Source organism: Corynebacterium sp. MSK019 (assembly GCF_030232425.1).
Lineage (GTDB): Bacteria > Actinomycetota > Actinomycetes > Mycobacteriales > Mycobacteriaceae > Corynebacterium > Corynebacterium jeikeium_D.
In genome coordinates this window covers 103,992-120,832 of the sequence record NZ_JASPJT010000005.1, presented here as the reverse complement: position 1 = coordinate 120,832, position 16,841 = coordinate 103,992, and the positions used below count along the sequence as shown (strand labels likewise).

Sequence of the window (16,841 nt, the reverse complement as noted above, 5' to 3'; positions counted from 1 at the left end):
ATCTTGCGGGAGGATCACTCCCGCTATGAAATTACTGCGACAAAAGCCCTATCCTAACAGCGAGTGCACAGCACCAAGCGGCAGCGGCAGCCAGTTGGGGCGGTTCTGCGCTTCGTAAAGGCACTCGTAGATGGCCTTATCCAGTACAAAGGCCTCCAGTAGCGTCGGGTCACTGGCATCGCCATAACCCTCCAAGAAGGCATCGATATTGCGGCGAGCCCACTGCTCAACACGCTCGGTAGCCGCCTCGGTGTCTTCACGTCCGGTCAGCAGCGGGTAGTGAGCGGCGTAATCGAAGGAGCGAATCATGCCGGCGATATCGCGTAGGCGGTGATCCGGCAGACGACGCTCCTCCCACGGGCGCGACGGCTCGCCCTCGAAGTCAATCAAGCGCCAAGAGCTCGGCGTGCGCAATACCTGCCCCAAGTGCAGATCACCGTGGATTCGCTGGACGACGGCGCCACCTTCCGGAACCGCAGCCTCTGCGCGATCGAAGATAGCCTGAGCCTTATCCTTGACCTCAGCAATTTGTGGCACCACACCAGCGACGAAGTCCAGGCGAGCTCGCAGTGGGGCTACCAGCTCCGCACCGGTCAGACGCTTCTTTACCGCGACAGCGGCAGCGAGGCTGCTGTGTACCGAGGCCACTGCTTCGCCGAGCGCACGCGCTTCGGATGTAAAGTCGGTGCCCAAATCTTCCAGCGGGGTCTGACTGTCGCGGATGGCATCGCGCACTGCGCCAAGAGCCAGCTCCCAGCCATCGACCGAGTTCGGTGCGAATTCCTGCAGCATGGCGGTGGTGTAGGCGTCTTCGCCAATGGTGGTCTCTACCCAGGAGTAGAGCTCAGGGACGAACTTGCAATCTGCCTGGGCGAGTGCGGCCAGCAGCTCCACATCGGCATTAGTGCCGGGGTAGAGGCGACGGAAGAACTTGCACATCACGCGGTCGTCGAAAATGACCGAGGTATTCGACTGTTCGACTCCCATGGGGCGGCCGGATTCCGGACGGAGCTGTTCAGAGCCCGGCACACGTCGCAGTTCCATGCGGCCGAGCTTGCCTTCGTCGGAAAGCTTCTGGCCGAGTGCTGTGATGGCATCCGAATCAATCAGAGCGTCGTAGCCGACGATGCCCTCCGCGCGAACCAGCAGGGACTGCTCGTGGCCATCGGGGACGTCCTCCGCCCAAGCGATGGGCAGCTGATAGGTCGGTGCAGAATGTGCGGTGTGCACCCTCACCAATGCGATATCGACATCGGGACTGTCGGGATTGTCGCGCAGTACGGGGTCAAGCGCGAGGATCTCGACGTGGTCGATGTCAGAGACCTTGTCAGCGAAAAAGCGCATCTTGACCAGTGTGTCTGCCAGCTCTTCGGCAATGAATTCGGCGGTGGGAATAGTCATTTTAGTTCGTTCGCCTTTCGGGACTTAAAAGATCACTCTTTATTATCGGCGTTTGTGACGGCATCGGCGGCGGCATCGGCGGCGGTGCCTGAGTGCTCGCGTGATGACGTCACCGGCGCGTCCGATATCGCCTGCGCAACCGGGATTGTCGGTGCCGACATCGAGGCGCTCGATTCGAGGTTTGTCTCAGGTGGAAGCTGGATTTCGAACCAGTAGAAACCGTGGCCAGGAAGCGTGATCTGGTAGGAATCGGTGCCAATTGTGGGGAAGGGAACCGAACCCGTGAGCTCTACCGGGGTGGCACCGGCGAACTCGGACAGATCCAGTGAGACGGCCGCGGGGTAAGAGGACAGGTTGTTGACGCACAGCAGCACTTCGTCGCCGTATGTGCGCAGATAGGTCAGAACAGAGGCGGTATCGCTATTCAGCTCGCGGAAATCACCGAGGCCAAAAGCCTCATAGCGCTTGCGGACCTGAATCAGTCGACGCACCCAATTCAACAGCGAATTGGAGTAGCTCGCTTGGTTCTCGACATTGACCGCCTGGTAACCGTAGGTCGCATCCTGAATGGTCGGCAGATAGAGCCGACCGGGGTCGGCCTTGGAGAACCCGGCGTTGCGGTCGGGTGACCACTGCATCGGTGTGCGCACGCCATCGCGGTCACCGAGCCAAATGTTGTCGCCCATACCAATTTCGTCCCCGTAGTAGAGCACCGGCGAACCCGGCAGGGAGAGTAGCAGGGCATTGAAAAGCTCGAGCTGTGTGCGGTCATTTTGCAGCAGTGGCGCTAGACGACGGCGAATGCCGATGTTGGCCTTCATCCGCGGATCGTGCGCATACTCGGCGTACATGTAGTCGCGCTCGGCATCGGTGACCATTTCCAGCGTCAGCTCATCGTGGTTGCGCAGGAAGATTCCCCACTGAGCCGAAGACGGAATCTCTGGCGTAGACTCCAGGATCTCCGAGATGGGGAAGCGGGACTGCTTTCGCACCGCCATGAAAATGCGTGGCATGAGCGGGAAGTGGAAAGCCATGTGGCATTCGTCGCCGCCGACCTCCGGGTCGCCGAAGTATTCCACCACATCGGAGGGCCACTGGTTGGCCTCCGCCAGCAGGACGCGACCCGGGTATTCCTCGTCCATGACCTTGCGGCAGCGCTTCAGAAAAGCGTGGGTCTCGGGCAGGTTCTCGCAGTTAGTGCCTTCGCGCTCGAAGAGGTAGGGCACAGCGTCGAGGCGGAAGCCATCGATGCCGAGATCGGACCAGAAGCGCAGCACATCGAGCATCGCTTCCTGCACCGCCGGATTGTCATAGTTCAAATCCGGCTGGTGGGAGAAGAAGCGGTGCCAGTAGTACTGGCCACGCACCGGGTCATAGGTCCAGTTGGAGTCCTCGGTATCGACGAAGATAATGCGTGCGCCCGAGTAGGTGTCCGGGTCGTCAGTCCAGACATAAAAATCGCCGTAGGGGCCATCGGGGTCAGTGCGCGACTGCTGGAACCACTCATGGCTATCGGAGGTGTGGTTCATCACCAGGTCAGTAATAACGCGGATACCGCGCGCATGGGCCTCGTCGAGAAGCACCTTAAAATCCTCGACCGTGCCAAACTCGTCGAGCACGGCGCGGAAGTCGCGGATATCGTAACCGCCGTCGCGCAGCGGGGAGTCGTAGAAAGGCGGCAGCCAGAGGCAGTCAACGCCCAGCCATTGCAGATAATCGAGCTTCTCCGTCAGCCCTTTGAGGTCGCCGGAGCCGTTGTTGTCGGAGTCGAAGAAGGCCCGGACGAGCACCTCATAGAACACCGCGCTGCGGTACCACTCGTAATCTTCCTTGGCGATAGTCATGCATCCCAGCGTAATGACTATGCCACTAGCCTGCAGAGAGAGTTTTCCTGCGAGATCCCACAAGACCGTGCGAGATGGCCGTCCTGGGAGACCTCATTAAACAGCATTCTAAACAGCCTTGTGTTCCTGAATTAACGCAGCGAGCTGGTACGCATCATCCAACTTCAACTCCGTTGCCACCGGAGTGACCGCTCCCGGCACCATGTCGATCCGCACGTTCGCCACTCCCGCCGCTTTCTTCAGCGGAGAAATGGTTAGTGTATGCCCCTGGATGCGCTGCCAGGGGACCATGAACCGCGTATGCCAGAACCGACCCTTGGTCACTAACAGCCCCCGCTTCGTGGCCTGCACCTTTTGAAATTTCCAGTCAATTGGGCTGAGCCACCATGCCGTGCGTGGAGTCTGCCAGGAGCCCAGCAGGTCATCGGTAGAGGCCGGTCCCGCAATCTCAGTCATCAGGTAATCGACAATCGTGTCCGTCTCCGGTGTCGGCGCCACTGGCACCAGTGTGTTGTTCGACTGTGCACTGTCCAGGCCATAGCCCGCCACGGAGACATCCGCACGGGACCACCTCCACGGACGCCACCAGAGCGGTTGCACCACTTTAAAGCCATGAATGCGATCGATCGGAATGGTCTGAGCGCGCGTCGACAACAGTCCGGCGGTAATCGCCAGACGCCTGCTTTCCGACGACACCTTCAGCGTGAAATCCCACGACTGATTTAGTACTCCGAAAAGGCCGAGCGCGAAACTGCCAATCACAATCAGAGTAGTGATGGTTACTCCGCTGAGGATTTCCACGATGAAGTCGGTGAACAGCGCAGAGACAACGGCGAGGAGGATAAGAGCTATGCCGACGAAAAGACCGGGTCCAATGGCCACGGATGCAATCAGCCGTCCGACATTGACCGGGCCAAAGATGGTCTTCGCGTCGGACATGCGGGAGGACATGTGGGCGCCGGAGTCGAGGGGCGCGGTGGGGCTGTCGCCGTCGTAAAGCGAATGTGCCAGTTCGGTGTCCAGCTTTTCTACCTCACCCAACACGTCGGCGCGGAACTGTTCGCACTGCGGGGGAGTGAGGTATTTGATTGTGAAGTGCGAATCGGAGCCGCCGGCTGTTTCAATGACAATTTCGGCGAGCCCGAAAATGCGCGCCAACAATGGTTGGTTGATATCCACCGCCTGCACGCGGTCGAGCCGTGCCGCGCGTCGAGAACGCAGTAGCCATCCGGAGCCGTAGCGAACCTCATCGTCGGTGAGTTCGTAGAACGTATACCGCCAGGATAGCCACGAGAAAAATGCAATCAGACCAATAATTATGGCGACCGCACCGGTACCGACAAGGAGACCGAGCCATGCCCAGTCGTAGAGCTGAGTCACGACAGCAACGGCCAACTGCCACTGATTCGCGACTGCGAATGCAATCACCGCAGCGATTGTGGCGAAGCTTTTGAGCAGCGGAGATAGGGGATGAACTCTATGCCTCATTTAAAGACCCGCCATCCGGTCGTGGGCGCGCTGAGATAGACGAGCGCGCAGGGCGAGCGCTTCTTCGCGTGGCAAACCGTGGACGGCTGCATCCGAGCTCGCCGATGCTGTGTTGAGCTTCAGCGTTGCCAGTCCGAATAGTCGAAGGAGAGGTCCTTCATCGATGTCAATGAACTGGATTCGTCCGTAAGGGACAACAGTGACCGAGCGCCACCAACGTCCGGACGCAACGATGAAGTCGTTGTCCTCTTCGAGGTATCGGTGGGCACGAACTCGTCGACCGATGAGCCAGTAGATATATGCGAAGTAGAGCACGCAGGCGAGGACGCCCAACCACATCCACGGAGTCCACATCACAGCGGCGACGACGGCTGCAATCGTGATAACTAGCAGGGGAGCGGCGTGCGCGATTCGCTTCACCTTAGCCAGCGCGGGGTCGACCGGTTGTAGCGCGGAATTCTCGGGGACTAATAAATCAAGCGGCTCCATAGTTGATAGTTAAACACAGACGGTAAAGCTTGCGTCTGGCCTGGTGCTTCGGTAAGAACGGTGGCTATGGATCGCAGGAAACTCATAGCAGTACTTATCACGCTGATCACCATTTTGGTCTGCGTCGAGATTTATCGGTACATGCAGACTTTGCCAGCTTAAGTTGCTGGGCTCAGTTGTTGAGCGCAACAGCACAGCGCTAACCAGCGCAAGCTTCACCCGCCTTATTCCCTATGCACCAAAGAGCTGGCGCGGAGCCGCCCACGCATCGATGGCAATGCCCTCGACTGCCTGGGCGTCAGCGCCGGTAAAGGTAGTCACCTTGCGGTCGTCGTTGTAGCGGGGCATGTGTGAGGTGCCTTCGCGGATGAACTCGACCGCCACTTGGTGGAATGGATGGTTGGGTTCTTTCATACCGAAGAAGCGTGCAATGTCGATGCAGTGCGGAGCACCACTGGTGCGGCCAGCAGGTGCATAGCCCAACCCTTCTCCCGGTTCGAACTGTGCCGCCCACACATCCAGCTCAGCCGCCACGGACCGTTCGGCGACTTTAACAGCGTATGAGCGAATCGCTGAGTCAGAAATGACATTCCCCATCGGACGCTCGGCATAGGCGGTGGCCGGAAATTCGCCGTGGCCGCGATGCCCCTTGGCGTAGCGCCGAGCCATCCACTCTCGCATGGGCAACTTGTCCATCGCCACAACCGGCGGTTCTGAGAAGAACTCTTCGCTGGTGGCGGTCACCATCGTCGGCAGTGTGGGAGCAAAGCTGTCGAAGCGAGGCCCAATTGCCGGATCCGAAGGCGAGGATGCCGACACCAATTTCTGGGCCCGAGCGACCCTGCGTTCGTCGGCACGCGAAAAGACGTCGGTGGACGGCACACGTCCCACGCCGATGCCGGCCAACGTGCGGCGGAGGCGCGAGCCCGACAGCAGCGAGAAGGCCGGCGACATGGCGATGGTGCGCTGAATCTGACCGCGCGTGCGTTCGTCGGCCGCGAGGGTGAGCGCCAGCGCCGCACCCGCCGATTGCCCCGAGATAGTGATGTTGTCGATATCGCCGCCGAAGGCAGGCGCGTTCCGACGGGCCCACTGCAGCCCCAGATACAGATCATCAATGGCCCGGTAGGTCTCTGTTTGACTGTCGCGCCAGAATCCCTCCAGTCCCTTGCGGTATCCGAGCGAAACGGTGATGATGCCGGCCTGCGCAAAAGCCGTCGCGTCCGTCCAGGGCTCGGAGGGGTGCCCAAACTCGTAGCTACCACCGTGAATCCACAGCAATACGGGGTAGGAAGCGTCCGCGGGCCCAGCCGGTGCGGTGACGGTGAGAACTAACTCGCGCTCGGGCTCACAGCGCCGAGTGCCTGACTGTGGGCCGTCGGCCACCGGTGCCGACGCGGCAAACGGAGCAGCATCTGCGTAATCGATATTGAAAACTTGTATTGCGCCATCGTGAATCCGGCCGGTCAGTTGCCCGCAGGGAGCGGAAATAGTCGTCTCTGTCATGGCGGAAAACGCCTCCTCGTCACTGTTGGTCCTGCCAGAAGGGCGGGGAGCCTGTGGTAGTCGCGCTCGCGTTTTCGAGCACGCTACAGTTGAATTCACTATGACCAATGATGCACGAAATCCACTGTTGACACCGTCAGAATTGTTCTGCGAATTGCCAGATTTTGCGGCAATCGATGACAGCCACGTCCGCGAGGCCTTTAGCGAAGCAATGCGCAGCCATGCACGCGAGATCGACGCCATCGCCACGTCGTCGGAGGCGCCGACCTTTGTTAATACCATCGAGGCAATGGAAAAGGCGGGCCAGGATCTGGACCGCGTCGCTGCTTATTTCTTCAACGTTGCCGGCACGGACGCCACCGATGTCCGCATGGAAATTGAAGCCGAGATTGCCCCGCAGCTCACTGCACACCTGGATCAGATTCGCATGCGCAGTGACCTGTGGCAGCGCATCAATGCCATCGACAGCGTTGAGGATGCCGCCAATCCGGAAGAGGCGAAGCTGCTGCTGAAGAAAGTCCGCGAAGACTTCCAGCGCGCCGGTGCGGACCTCAGCGACGAGGACAAAGCCGAGCTCAGCCGCATCAATTCCCGTCTCTCTGAGCTCTCCACGGCTTTCGGTGAAAACCTACTGAAGGACACCGTCGCGCGCGCCGTGGAGATCTACGACCGCGAGGAACTCGCCGGGCTTTCCGACGACGCCATTGCGTCCTTCGCCGCCTACGCGAAAAAGGCCGACACCGATGCGCCGTGGCTGATTCCGCTGGACCTACCGTCAACTCCGGCACAGCTGGCTGACCTGGATAATCCGGCTACTCGCGCCAAGCTCTATGAAGCCTCACTGGGGCGTGCGGGTGCTGCCTCCGGCACGTTCGACAACTCCGGCATTGTGCTGGAAATGGCGCGCCTGCGTGCCCGCCGTGCCAAGCTGCTCGGCTACGACACGCATGCGGATTACGTCATTGCCAAGGAGACGGCAACCACCGCAGAGGCTGCTCGGAAGCTCATTGCAGACCTGGCGCCAGCTGCCATTGCCAATGCTGAAGGCGAGTACAAGCGGGTCGCTGATCTGGCTGGCGGTGAGACGGTCACGGGCGCTGACTGGCCGTATTGGGAGCGCCGTCGTAAAGCGGAAGAATTCGCAGTCGACACGGAGGAACTCAAGAACTACTTCGAGCTGCACCGTGTCATCGAAGACGGCGTGTTCTACGCTGCCCGCAAGCTCTACGGCATCGAGGTAGTCAAGCGCGAGGACCTGCAGGGATACGCGCCGGGCACGACCGTGTGGGAGGTACGCCAGGGCGGAGGCGAGACCATCGGCCTGATTATTACGGACTACTTCTCGCGCCCGACTAAGCGCGGTGGTGCATGGATGAGCTCGTTTAGGGACCAGTCCCGTCTGCTGGGGCGCCTGCCAGTCGTGGTCAACGTGATGAACATCGCCGAAACCGAGCCGGGAACCCCGGTGCTACTGACGCTCGACGAGGTCACCACTGCTTTCCACGAGTTCGGGCACGCCCTCCACGGTCTGCTTTCCGACGTCACGTACCCGACCTTCTCGGGCACTAACGTCCCGCGCGACTTCGTGGAATTCCCCTCCCAGATTAACGAGAACTGGGCACTTGAGCCATCCATTCTGGCCAATTACGCCGTCCACGTTCGTACCGGTGAGCCGATCCCGGCCGAGCTAGTCGAGTCTGTGAAGAAGGCCCGCACCGCTGGTGAGGGATTCGCCACGGTTGAGTACCTCGCCGCGTGCGCCATCGATCTGGCCTGGCACAGCCTCACCGAGGAGGAAGCGGCTCAGGCCACCGATGTCGACGCTTTCGAAGCGGAAGCACTCGCTGAACTCGGCCTCGACGTTCCCCACCTGGCTCCGCGTTACCGCTCCCGCTACTTCAACCACATCTTCGCCGGCGGTTACTCGGCGGGCTATTACTCCTACCTGTGGGCAGAGGTGCTCGACGCGGACGGTTTCGGTTGGTTCACCGACAACGGCGGTGCCACAATCAGCGGCGGCAGCCACTTCCGCGAGGAGATTCTCTCCCGTGGTGGCGCCATCGACTTCATGGCCGCCTACCGTGCCTTCCGAGGTCGCGATAAGGACATCCAGCCGCTCCTCGAACGCCGCGGGCTGTCGGGCACTGATGCCTAGCTTCACGCTTTACGACGAGCCCCGCGACCGCCGCCCACTGGTTATTCCGGTCACCGGCAGGGTAGGTTGACACTCATGGCAGAAGCATTCGACAGAGTAGGGCAGTGGCTTATCCAATTGCCACTGCTTGCGCAGGTCAGCGTGCTATGCGTGGTTCTCCTGGTAGTCGGAGGGTTTCTTGCTTTCGTTCTCGTTGGCGCAATCGATGTTGTCAGCGGTCGTCTGTGGCAGTGGTCGGTGCGTCGGCGGGAGCGTTCGCAGGAGTGTCGAGGAGCGGGCAGCGAGAGCTAGCCGAAGAGGTAGTGGCCTTGCGGATAGCTCACCGAGAGACCCGATGAATTGAGCTGGGAGAAGCCCCCTTTAAGTGTTGGGTCGCTATCGCTGCCCTAAGGTATGTCTTAAAGTATTAGGAAATTTGCCCAACAGGCTAGAGTTGGGTAGTTCGCAAATATTTCGCAGTAGGGAGCTGAGTTAGCATGCATCGGTCGAGGCACTCGAAGGTCCTACTTGCCCTAATCGTTTTGCTTCTTCTCATCCTCATCGCTGGTGCAGTCACCGATTTCCAGTTTTAGCCTCGGTTTTAGTGCCGGGCATATAACCTGAAAGATCGGTGAACAGCAAAAATGAGGGATTAGTCGCTCACGAACCAATTAACGCTTGAATCCGGGGAAGCGAGGCAGGTCCTCGACAAGCACGGCCTTGCCCTCGGCATCGGTTAGCGGAATGCACCAGTTCGGGTACTGGTCGTGGCTCGTGCCCGGCTGGTTCTGAGTACGACGATCGCCGACCATGTCCACCAAGGCCTCACACTTCAGCGCGGATGGCGTCTGGTCGAGGAAGCGGTGCAGCCCCGTGACCAGTGCGTCAATTGGTGGCAGATTATCGCGGGTAAGGGAATGAACATCCATGTCCGCCGCAGTCGTGTCACCAAAGCAGCCGGCTTCCTTGGCCGCACCCAAAACCTTTCGAATCCACTCGAAGTCCCGGCGGTCTTCCTCCGCGACGTCGGAAAGCAATAGTCTCAGGCGTTCCCGTAGCTTGATGTGCTCGCCTGCGAGGTAGCCTGCCGTCGGCGGCAGATCGTGCGTGGTGACGGAGGACAGGCACAGGCTGCGGTAAGCGCTTGGTGGTTTCGGCTGGTCGCCCTCGGATTCAAACCACACGATCGAGGTGCCCATGATGCCCCGCGAGGCCAGGTAGTCCTGCACCCACGGCTCGAAAGTGCCCAGGTCTTCGCCTACGACGACGGCCCCAGCGAGCTCGGCCTCAAGTGCGAGAATGCCGACCATTGCCTCGTGGTCGAAGTACAGGTAGGTGCCATTGACGGGGGACTCCATCCGCGGCATGACCCAGAGGCGGAACATACCCAGCACGTGGTCAACACGAATGCCACCTGCGTGGCGAAGGATTGTGCGCAGCATGTCGCGCCAGGGGCGGTAGCCGGCCTCGGCTAGCTTGTGCGGGTTCCACGGCGGCTGCGACCAGTCTTGGCCGCGCTGGTTAAAACCGTCTGGCGGTGCGCCAACAGAGATAGCAGGAGCGAGCCAATCCGCAAGGTTCTCGGCATCCGCGCCGCCAGGGTGCACGCCGACGGCAAGGTCGGCCATGATGCCGATGCGCATACCCGCATCCAGGGCTGCCTCTTGTGCCTGGCCGAGCTGCTGATCGAGAATCCACTGCACCCAGAGGTGGAACTGGAAGATTTCCTCCCGCAGAGATTCGACACTGGCGTGGTTACCCAACGGTGGAACCAACTCGATATCGTTCTCGGTTACGGCACCAGAATCGGAAGTGGCAGCGCGTGCAGCATCGCGGGCAGCAGCGCGATCCGCGAGCTCGCGCTCGGTGCACCACGACGCGTAGTCGTATATGCCACGGCCCTCGGCCTCCAGCCAACGGTCAAATTCCGCCTGGCGTGCGCTGGACAGGGGGATCTTGTGAATTGCCCGCAATACCTTGAGCTTTGCAGCGTAGATGGGGTTGCGGTCAATCTCATCAGGGCTGTGATTGAGCTGGTGGAAAGAGTTCGCTAGCGCACGGGCTTCATCGGCCTCGTCCTTGTCCAGGTACCCGAACTCGTCGATAAGCTCTGGGCGCGCGTACAGCGGATTGACATAGCGGCGCGTGGTGGGCAGGTACGGCGAGTCTTCTACCGGAGGCAGTGGCTCTGCGGCGTGCAACGGATTGATGAGGACGAAATCAGAGCCCGCGTGCTCTGCACTGACCTGTGCCAAGTCGCCGAGGGTAGCGAAATCGCCAATACCCCAGCTGCGGCTGGAGCGTACCGAGTACAGCTGTGCCATGACACCATGCGCAGGATTCTGCACGTACTTGTCGGCAGTGGCGAGACGGTTGGGGGTTACGGCCACATCGCACTCAGCGACGTTGTCATCGTTGACTGCGCGCAAGCGATGCCAACCAAGTGGCAGATCCTCTGGAATTGCGAAGGCGGCTTCACCCATCAACACATCGCCGACCTGGCGTGGCGGTACCAAGTGGTGCACCTGAGCGCAGGGCCATTCTGCGCCGTCCTCCAGTTTCACAGTCACGCTGACATTGCTGCCGTGCGGTACGTGAACCAGAACTCGGTGGAAGATGCCCTGGCGGGTAACTACCACGGGCGGGAGAAGGCGAGACCACTGCGTGTCTGCCCACTCACGACGGGCGTCGTTGATGTCGGCATCGCTGGGATCTGGGCCCAGATCGATGTCGAGAGCAGCGAGAGTTTTTAGCACTGTCTCACGAGAGACGTGCACGAGTTGGCCCTCGGTGGAGTAGTAGGAAACCCCAACTCCGACATCTTTAGCGAGGTCGGCGAGTGGAGAGGAAAGGGGAGGATTGGAAGCTGCCTGTGTCACCCTTTCCATCATGCCAGTTTAGAAAAACTTTGCCAGTAGTAAGGTAAATCACTTCGTTATCGAAATATTTACTGAAATCACAACGGCGCAGGGTTTGATGTTCTAAGTTGATTCCTAACGAAACCAACGACGGACAGAACTACCGAAAGTAGGGGTTTGTAACTCGATGCGTGAATATACTACCGAGGCGAAATACGTCATCGGCGAGGACGAAACGATTATTACCTCGCTGCAGGAGCTGGTGCAGAAGCGCCCGAAGCTGGTGCTTTTCACTCGCCCCAAGAACTTTGAGTGGGTAAATGTCACTGCTCAGGAGTTCTATGACGAGGCAAAGGGCGTCGCTAAGGGGCTAATTGCCAACGGTGTTCAGCCGGGCGACCGCGTAGCGCTGCTCAGTGAGACTCGCTACGAGTGGAACCTGATCAATACCGCTATCTGGATGGCAGGCGCTGCTGTTGTCCCGATTTACGGCTCTTCTTCGTCTGGCCAGATTCGTTGGATTATTGAAAACTCCGGTGCTGTTTTCGCATTTACCGAGTCGCGTGAGCACACCGACCGCATGAAGCCTCTGCTGGTCGAAAAGGGCACCGAGAACCCGGAGGGCGAGTCTCAGCTGCGTCGTGTACTGGAGATTAACGCTTCCGCTACTGACACCATTAGCTACGAAGGCCGTGACATTGACGGCGACGAGGTCGAGCGCCGCATCAAGGACACCAAGGCCGACGACCTGGCAACCGTGATTTACACCTCCGGTACCACTGGTCGTCCGAAGGGCTGCGTGCTCCTGCACAGCAACTGGCTGGCGGAGGCCCGCGCCATCCTCACCAACGAGATTGGCCTGATTGCCCGTCCGGGGAACCGCATTCTGACCTTCCTGCCGTTGGCGCACGTGTTGGCTCACGCAGTGTCCCTGGCTTCGATGATTTCCGGTGCTACCCAGTCTCACTGGGCTGATACCAAGACCGTCACCCTGGAGTTCCAGCGTTCCCGTCCGCACATGATTCTCGGTGTGCCGCGCGTGTTCGAGAAGGTTCGTGACTCCGCCTACGCCTCCGCTAAGGAGAAGGGCGCATTCGGCCTGGCCATGTTCGAGCGTGCTGAGGCCACCGCCATCGAGTACTCCAAGGCACTGGATACTCCGGCAGGTCCGTCGCGTGTCTTGAAGCTGCGTCGCCAGCTCTACGATCGCCTGCTGTTCTCGAAAATTCGCGCAGCTATGGGTGAGGCCGTGCAGTACACCATTTCCGGTGGTTCGGCTCTGTCCTCTGACCTCGGGCACTTCTTCCGTGGTCTCGGTGTGCCTGTCTACGAAGGCTACGGTCTGACTGAGTCCACGGCTGCCGTCACCGTGAACAACCCGAGCGAGCAGATTATTGGTACCGTTGGTCGTCCGGTCGGTGGTTGCTCCGCCGCTATCGCTGATGACGGCGAAGTTCTGCTCCGTGGTCCGGTTGTGTTCGACCGCTACTGGAAGAACGAAGAGGCAACCAAGGAAGCCTTCATCGACGGCGAATGGTTTAAGACTGGTGACCTCGGTGAGCTGACCGAAGAAGGCCACCTGAAGATCACCGGCCGCAAGAAGGACCTCATTGTCACCGCTGGTGGTAAGAATGTCGCGCCGGGCCCGATGGAAGACCGCATGCGTGCGCACCCGCTGGTGTCCCAGGCAGTCGTCATCGGCGATGGTCGTCCGTTCGTCTCCGTGTTGGTCACTCTCGATGAGGAGGCACTGGAGAAGTGGAAGATTGAGCACTCCGTCCCCGAGCACACCTCGATCCGTGAACTCGCTGCCTCCAGCGCAGTTTTGCGCGCCGAGATTCAGGACGCCGTCAACTCCGCTAACGAGCTGGTTTCTCACGCAGAGGCCATTAAGAAGTTCCATATTCTGGACAGTGACTTCACCGAGGAAAGCGGCGAGCTGACCCCGACCATGAAGGTCAAGCGCAACATTGTCATGGACAACTACTCGCGTGACATTGAGGCTCTCTACCAGCGTTAATTCACGGTCTACCCGCTGCCGATAGAAAACGGCAGCGTGTTGTTACCGCGCTAGCGCCCCTCACCCCATTAAGGTGAGGGGCGCTAGAAATTTTTAAGGAGTTTTCAGTTTTCGAAAGTCGGCATTCGTCAATGTTCGTCGATATTCGAAAGCGGAAGACTGCAATGATGTCACCGGCGCCGAAGATGTCGTGGGAGGGCGGGCAATGATTAACCACTTCGATGCTCGGCTACGCCTGCGCGAAGTGACCCAAGAGCTCTACGACATTGGTGACGAAGTTGCCGAACACATCGAGCACCTTGCTCAGGCGGTTGCTGATGTAGATCGTGAGCTGGTGGACGAATGTGTCCTCGAGCTCGCTGACATCGTCGACGAGGCCGTTGAGGACTGCCGCCCTCTGATTGGTGAGCTTGATGGTCTACGCCAAGCGTTTACCTCCGGCATTCGCTCGGGGCGCATCGGTACTCTTTCCTCCGCTTCGACACCGCGTCGACACCCGCATCCGGCACCGAAGTCGCCGGATGTGCAGTCACTGTCGCTCATTCCGGCTCCTTTGAAGCATCCGGTTGCAGTCCCTACGGTCACGCAGGCAATGATTGCTCGCTCCGATGCCGTGGCTTCTTACCTGGAGGAACTCGCCGACTGGGTTTCCGCCGAAAACATCCGAGGCGTGGAAAAGCTCGGTAGTGTGGTGCTTCCGCAGCTTTACGCACAGTCTGGCCGCCGTGCACTGTCCGCTGCCGCCGCTTGGTGTGTTGCTGTTCCCGAGACTCATCCGGCAGTTGCCAATGCGCTGCGCGGCCGTAGGCCTCCGGAGTTCCTGATGGAACGTGCCCGCATCGATGAAATTGTCCGCCGCGTCAAGCAACGTCGAGCCAAGGAGCATGCGTGAGCGAAGCCTCCGCACACACCGATTCCTTCGGTGTCTACTTACACGTCCCATTCTGTGCCACCCGTTGTGGCTACTGTGATTTCAACACGTACACGCCAGGTCAGCTGGGCAGTGGCGCAACGCAGGGAGACTACCTCGATGCCATCGTGGCTGAGCTCGAGATGGCCGTCGTAAAGCACCCCGAACTAGCGCGTGGCGCCGATACCGTATTCGTCGGCGGTGGTACGCCGTCGATGTTGGGGGCGAGTGGTCTTCGTCGCCTGCTCGACGGTGTGCGCAACAGCTTTGGGCTTGCCGACGACGCCGAGGTCACCACCGAGTCGAATCCCGAGTCGACCTCCCCGGAGTTTTTCGAAGGCTTGGCCGAGGCAGGGTTTACCCGGGTGAGTCTGGGCATGCAGTCGGCTGTGCCGCATGTGCTGGCCACTCTGGATCGTACGCACACGCCGGGGCGTCCTGCGGCGGCAGTGGCGGAGGCACGCGCGGCCGGCTTTGAGCACATCAACCTCGACGTTATCTATGGCACGCCAGGGGAGTCGATGGCGAACCTCGATACGACGTTGGAGGCAGTCCTGGCCACGGACGTCGATCATGTTTCGGCGTACTCACTGATCGTCGAGCCGGGTACCGCGATGGCGCGTAAGGTCCGTCGTGGTGAGCTGCCGATGCCTGACGACGACGATCTCGCCGACCGCTACGAGCGCATCGATGCCGCACTGAGTCAAGCCGGTTTTTCCTGGTACGAGGTGTCCAACTGGGCAAAACCGGGCGGCCAATGTCGTCACAATATGCTCTACTGGCGCGATGGAAATTGGTGGGGTGCGGGCCCCGGTGCACATTCGCACCTGGATGGCACGAGGTTTTACAACGTCAAGCATCCGGCTCGCTACGCGGCGACCATTTCCGGCGGAGAATTGCCGATTAAGGATTCAGAAGGGCTAACGGCCGAGGATCGGCACACTGAGAAGATTATGCTGGGCCTCCGCTTGGCCGAGGGTATCGATGCCAATCTGCTCGGTGAGGATGAGCTGGGCAAGGCACGTCGGCAAGCGGAAGCGGGCATGGTGGAGTTTGTTTCCGTCGATGGCGGCCAGCGGATTCAGCTGACCAATCGCGGTCGTTTGCTGGCCGACGCCATAATTGTTGACATCCTTAGTTAAACTATCCGCATGTCATCTCAGACGGATAAGCGCAGGCAGGAAGTTCTTCGGGCAATTGTCTCGGATTACGTAGCTTCCCAGGAGCCCGTTGGCTCGAAGGCTCTGGTGGAGCGCCACAATCTGGGTGTGTCCTCGGCGACCATCAGAAATGACATGGCGGTGCTGGAGGCTGAAGGTTATATCCAGCAGGAACATGCATCGTCCGGGCGTATCCCGACTGAGAAGGGCTACCGCCTTTTTGTGGACAATCTTTCGCAGATTAAGCCGCTGTCCCGGGCCGAGCGCCGAGCTATCCTCGAGTTCCTCGAAGGCGGCGTCGATTTGGAGGACGTTCTGCGTCGCAGTGTGCAGCTGCTGGCCCAGCTAACCCGCCAGGTCGCAGTAGTGCAGGTGCCGACGCTGGAGGTCTCCCGCGTCCGACACTGCGAGGTCGTCCAGCTCGCCGACGCGCGATTGTTGCTGGTAGTCATCACCGACACCGGGCGCGTGGAGCAGCGCAATGTCGAGCTGCCAGCACCGATGGATCCCGATCTCGTGCCGCTGTTGCGTGAGCATTTCAACCGTGCAATGTCGGGGCACACACTTGCCGACGCGTCGATTGCGATTTCCGATCTTGCGGCTAACGCCCCGCGCGATTTGCGGGATGTAATCATCCGCTGCTCGACGGTGCTGGTGGAGTCGTTAATTGAGAGGCCGAATGACAGGCTCATCCTGGCCGGGGCGTCGAATTTGACCCGTGGTAATATGGCCGGTCGCTTACCTTCTACGTTGCCCATGGTTCTTGAGGCTCTCGAAGAACAGGTGATCGTGTTGAAACTGCTGTCGGCCGCGCAGGATTTACACCATGTCCGCGTTTCTATCGGTGAGGAAAACGAGGACGAGGAGCTGCGCGCTACTTCAGTTGTTTCAACTGGCTATGGCACCGGCACCGAGATTTTGGGTGGCATGGGAGTAGTTGGCCCCACATTTATGGATTATCCGGGAACAATTTCCTCGGTTGCTGCTGTTGCACAGTACGTTGGCCGGGTATTGAAAGGAAGTAGCTAAAG

General features: G+C 59.8%; 12 protein-coding genes. 6 read left to right on the top strand and 6 right to left on the bottom strand.

The annotated features are described in order from the left end of the window. Positions 1-48: 48 nt before the first annotated feature. The 5 genes from QP982_RS05110 to QP982_RS05090 all read right to left on the bottom strand — a co-directional run bounded on the left by QP982_RS05110 (position 49) and on the right by QP982_RS05090 (position 6,728). The gene (locus QP982_RS05110; RefSeq protein WP_049189388.1) at positions 49-1,401 is read right to left on the bottom strand and encodes a maltokinase N-terminal cap-like domain-containing protein; all 1,353 of its coding nucleotides are present in this window, start codon (positions 1,399-1,401) and stop codon (positions 49-51) included. Between the two features lie 32 nt (positions 1,402-1,433). Beyond that, the gene (gene treS, locus QP982_RS05105) at positions 1,434-3,245 is read right to left on the bottom strand and encodes a maltose alpha-D-glucosyltransferase (protein ID WP_070653225.1); all 1,812 of its coding nucleotides are present in this window, start codon (positions 3,243-3,245) and stop codon (positions 1,434-1,436) included. A gap of 108 nt (positions 3,246-3,353) precedes the next feature. Continuing rightward, a complete protein-coding gene (locus QP982_RS05100) occupies positions 3,354-4,673 on the bottom strand; it encodes a PH domain-containing protein (RefSeq protein ID WP_284870274.1) in 1,320 nt (439 codons plus the stop codon). Between the two features lie 60 nt (positions 4,674-4,733). Next, complete coding sequence (locus QP982_RS05095; protein WP_049192868.1) at positions 4,734-5,222, bottom strand: PH domain-containing protein; 489 nt, start codon at positions 5,220-5,222, stop codon at positions 4,734-4,736. Between the two features lie 231 nt (positions 5,223-5,453). Next, positions 5,454-6,728 (bottom strand): carboxylesterase family protein, encoded by a 1,275-nt coding sequence (locus QP982_RS05090; RefSeq protein ID WP_284870273.1) that lies wholly within the window; start codon positions 6,726-6,728, stop codon positions 5,454-5,456. A 100-nt stretch (positions 6,729-6,828) separates the two neighbouring features. Between QP982_RS05090 and QP982_RS05085 the strand changes: the two genes are divergently transcribed. Further along, complete coding sequence (locus QP982_RS05085) at positions 6,829-8,883, top strand: M3 family metallopeptidase (RefSeq protein ID WP_284870272.1); 2,055 nt, start codon at positions 6,829-6,831, stop codon at positions 8,881-8,883. A gap of 75 nt (positions 8,884-8,958) precedes the next feature. Beyond that, positions 8,959-9,174, top strand: a complete 216-nt coding sequence (locus QP982_RS05080; RefSeq protein ID WP_284870271.1) for a hypothetical protein — start codon at positions 8,959-8,961, stop codon at positions 9,172-9,174. A gap of 359 nt (positions 9,175-9,533) precedes the next feature. Here QP982_RS05080 and malQ read toward each other — a convergent pair whose 3' ends face one another. Next, positions 9,534-11,753: a 4-alpha-glucanotransferase gene (gene malQ / locus QP982_RS05075; RefSeq protein WP_284870270.1), complete on the bottom strand. Its 2,220-nt coding sequence runs from the start codon at positions 11,751-11,753 to the stop codon at positions 9,534-9,536. A 154-nt stretch (positions 11,754-11,907) separates the two neighbouring features. Between malQ and QP982_RS05070 the strand changes: the two genes are divergently transcribed. The 4 genes from QP982_RS05070 (at position 11,908) to hrcA (ending at position 16,839) form a co-directional block, all read left to right on the top strand. Then, the gene (locus QP982_RS05070; RefSeq protein WP_016423122.1) at positions 11,908-13,740 is read left to right on the top strand and encodes an AMP-dependent synthetase/ligase; all 1,833 of its coding nucleotides are present in this window, start codon (positions 11,908-11,910) and stop codon (positions 13,738-13,740) included. Between the two features lie 205 nt (positions 13,741-13,945). Further along, positions 13,946-14,632, top strand: coding sequence for a hypothetical protein (locus QP982_RS05065; RefSeq protein WP_016423121.1), 687 nt, complete (start codon positions 13,946-13,948; stop codon positions 14,630-14,632). Then, entirely contained in the window at positions 14,629-15,792 is a 1,164-nt protein-coding gene (hemW, locus tag QP982_RS05060) for a radical SAM family heme chaperone HemW (RefSeq protein WP_049170714.1), read from the top strand. Before QP982_RS05065 ends, hemW begins: the two co-directional genes overlap by 4 nt. Before the next feature lie 9 nt (positions 15,793-15,801). Beyond that, a complete protein-coding gene (gene hrcA / locus QP982_RS05055) occupies positions 15,802-16,839 on the top strand; it encodes a heat-inducible transcriptional repressor HrcA (RefSeq protein ID WP_070549898.1) in 1,038 nt (345 codons plus the stop codon). Positions 16,840-16,841: the final 2 nt, after the last annotated feature.

Excerpts from the sequence above, each read along its gene's own strand:
- malQ (WP_284870270.1), bottom strand. The coding sequence starts at position 11,753 with ATGATGGAAAGGGTGACACAGGCAGCTTCCAATCCTCCCCTTTCCTCT.
- QP982_RS05110 (WP_049189388.1), bottom strand. The coding sequence starts at position 1,401 with ATGACTATTCCCACCGCCGAATTCATTGCCGAAGAGCTGGCAGACACA.
- QP982_RS05065 (WP_016423121.1), top strand. The coding sequence starts at position 13,946 with ATGATTAACCACTTCGATGCTCGGCTACGCCTGCGCGAAGTGACCCAA.
- QP982_RS05070 (WP_016423122.1), top strand. The coding sequence starts at position 11,908 with ATGCGTGAATATACTACCGAGGCGAAATACGTCATCGGCGAGGACGAA.
- treS (WP_070653225.1), bottom strand. The coding sequence starts at position 3,245 with ATGACTATCGCCAAGGAAGATTACGAGTGGTACCGCAGCGCGGTGTTC.
- QP982_RS05095 (WP_049192868.1), bottom strand. The coding sequence starts at position 5,222 with ATGGAGCCGCTTGATTTATTAGTCCCCGAGAATTCCGCGCTACAACCG.
- QP982_RS05080 (WP_284870271.1), top strand. The coding sequence starts at position 8,959 with ATGGCAGAAGCATTCGACAGAGTAGGGCAGTGGCTTATCCAATTGCCA.
- hrcA (WP_070549898.1), top strand. The coding sequence starts at position 15,802 with ATGTCATCTCAGACGGATAAGCGCAGGCAGGAAGTTCTTCGGGCAATT.
- QP982_RS05090 (WP_284870273.1), bottom strand. The coding sequence starts at position 6,728 with ATGACAGAGACGACTATTTCCGCTCCCTGCGGGCAACTGACCGGCCGG.
- QP982_RS05085 (WP_284870272.1), top strand. The coding sequence starts at position 6,829 with ATGACCAATGATGCACGAAATCCACTGTTGACACCGTCAGAATTGTTC.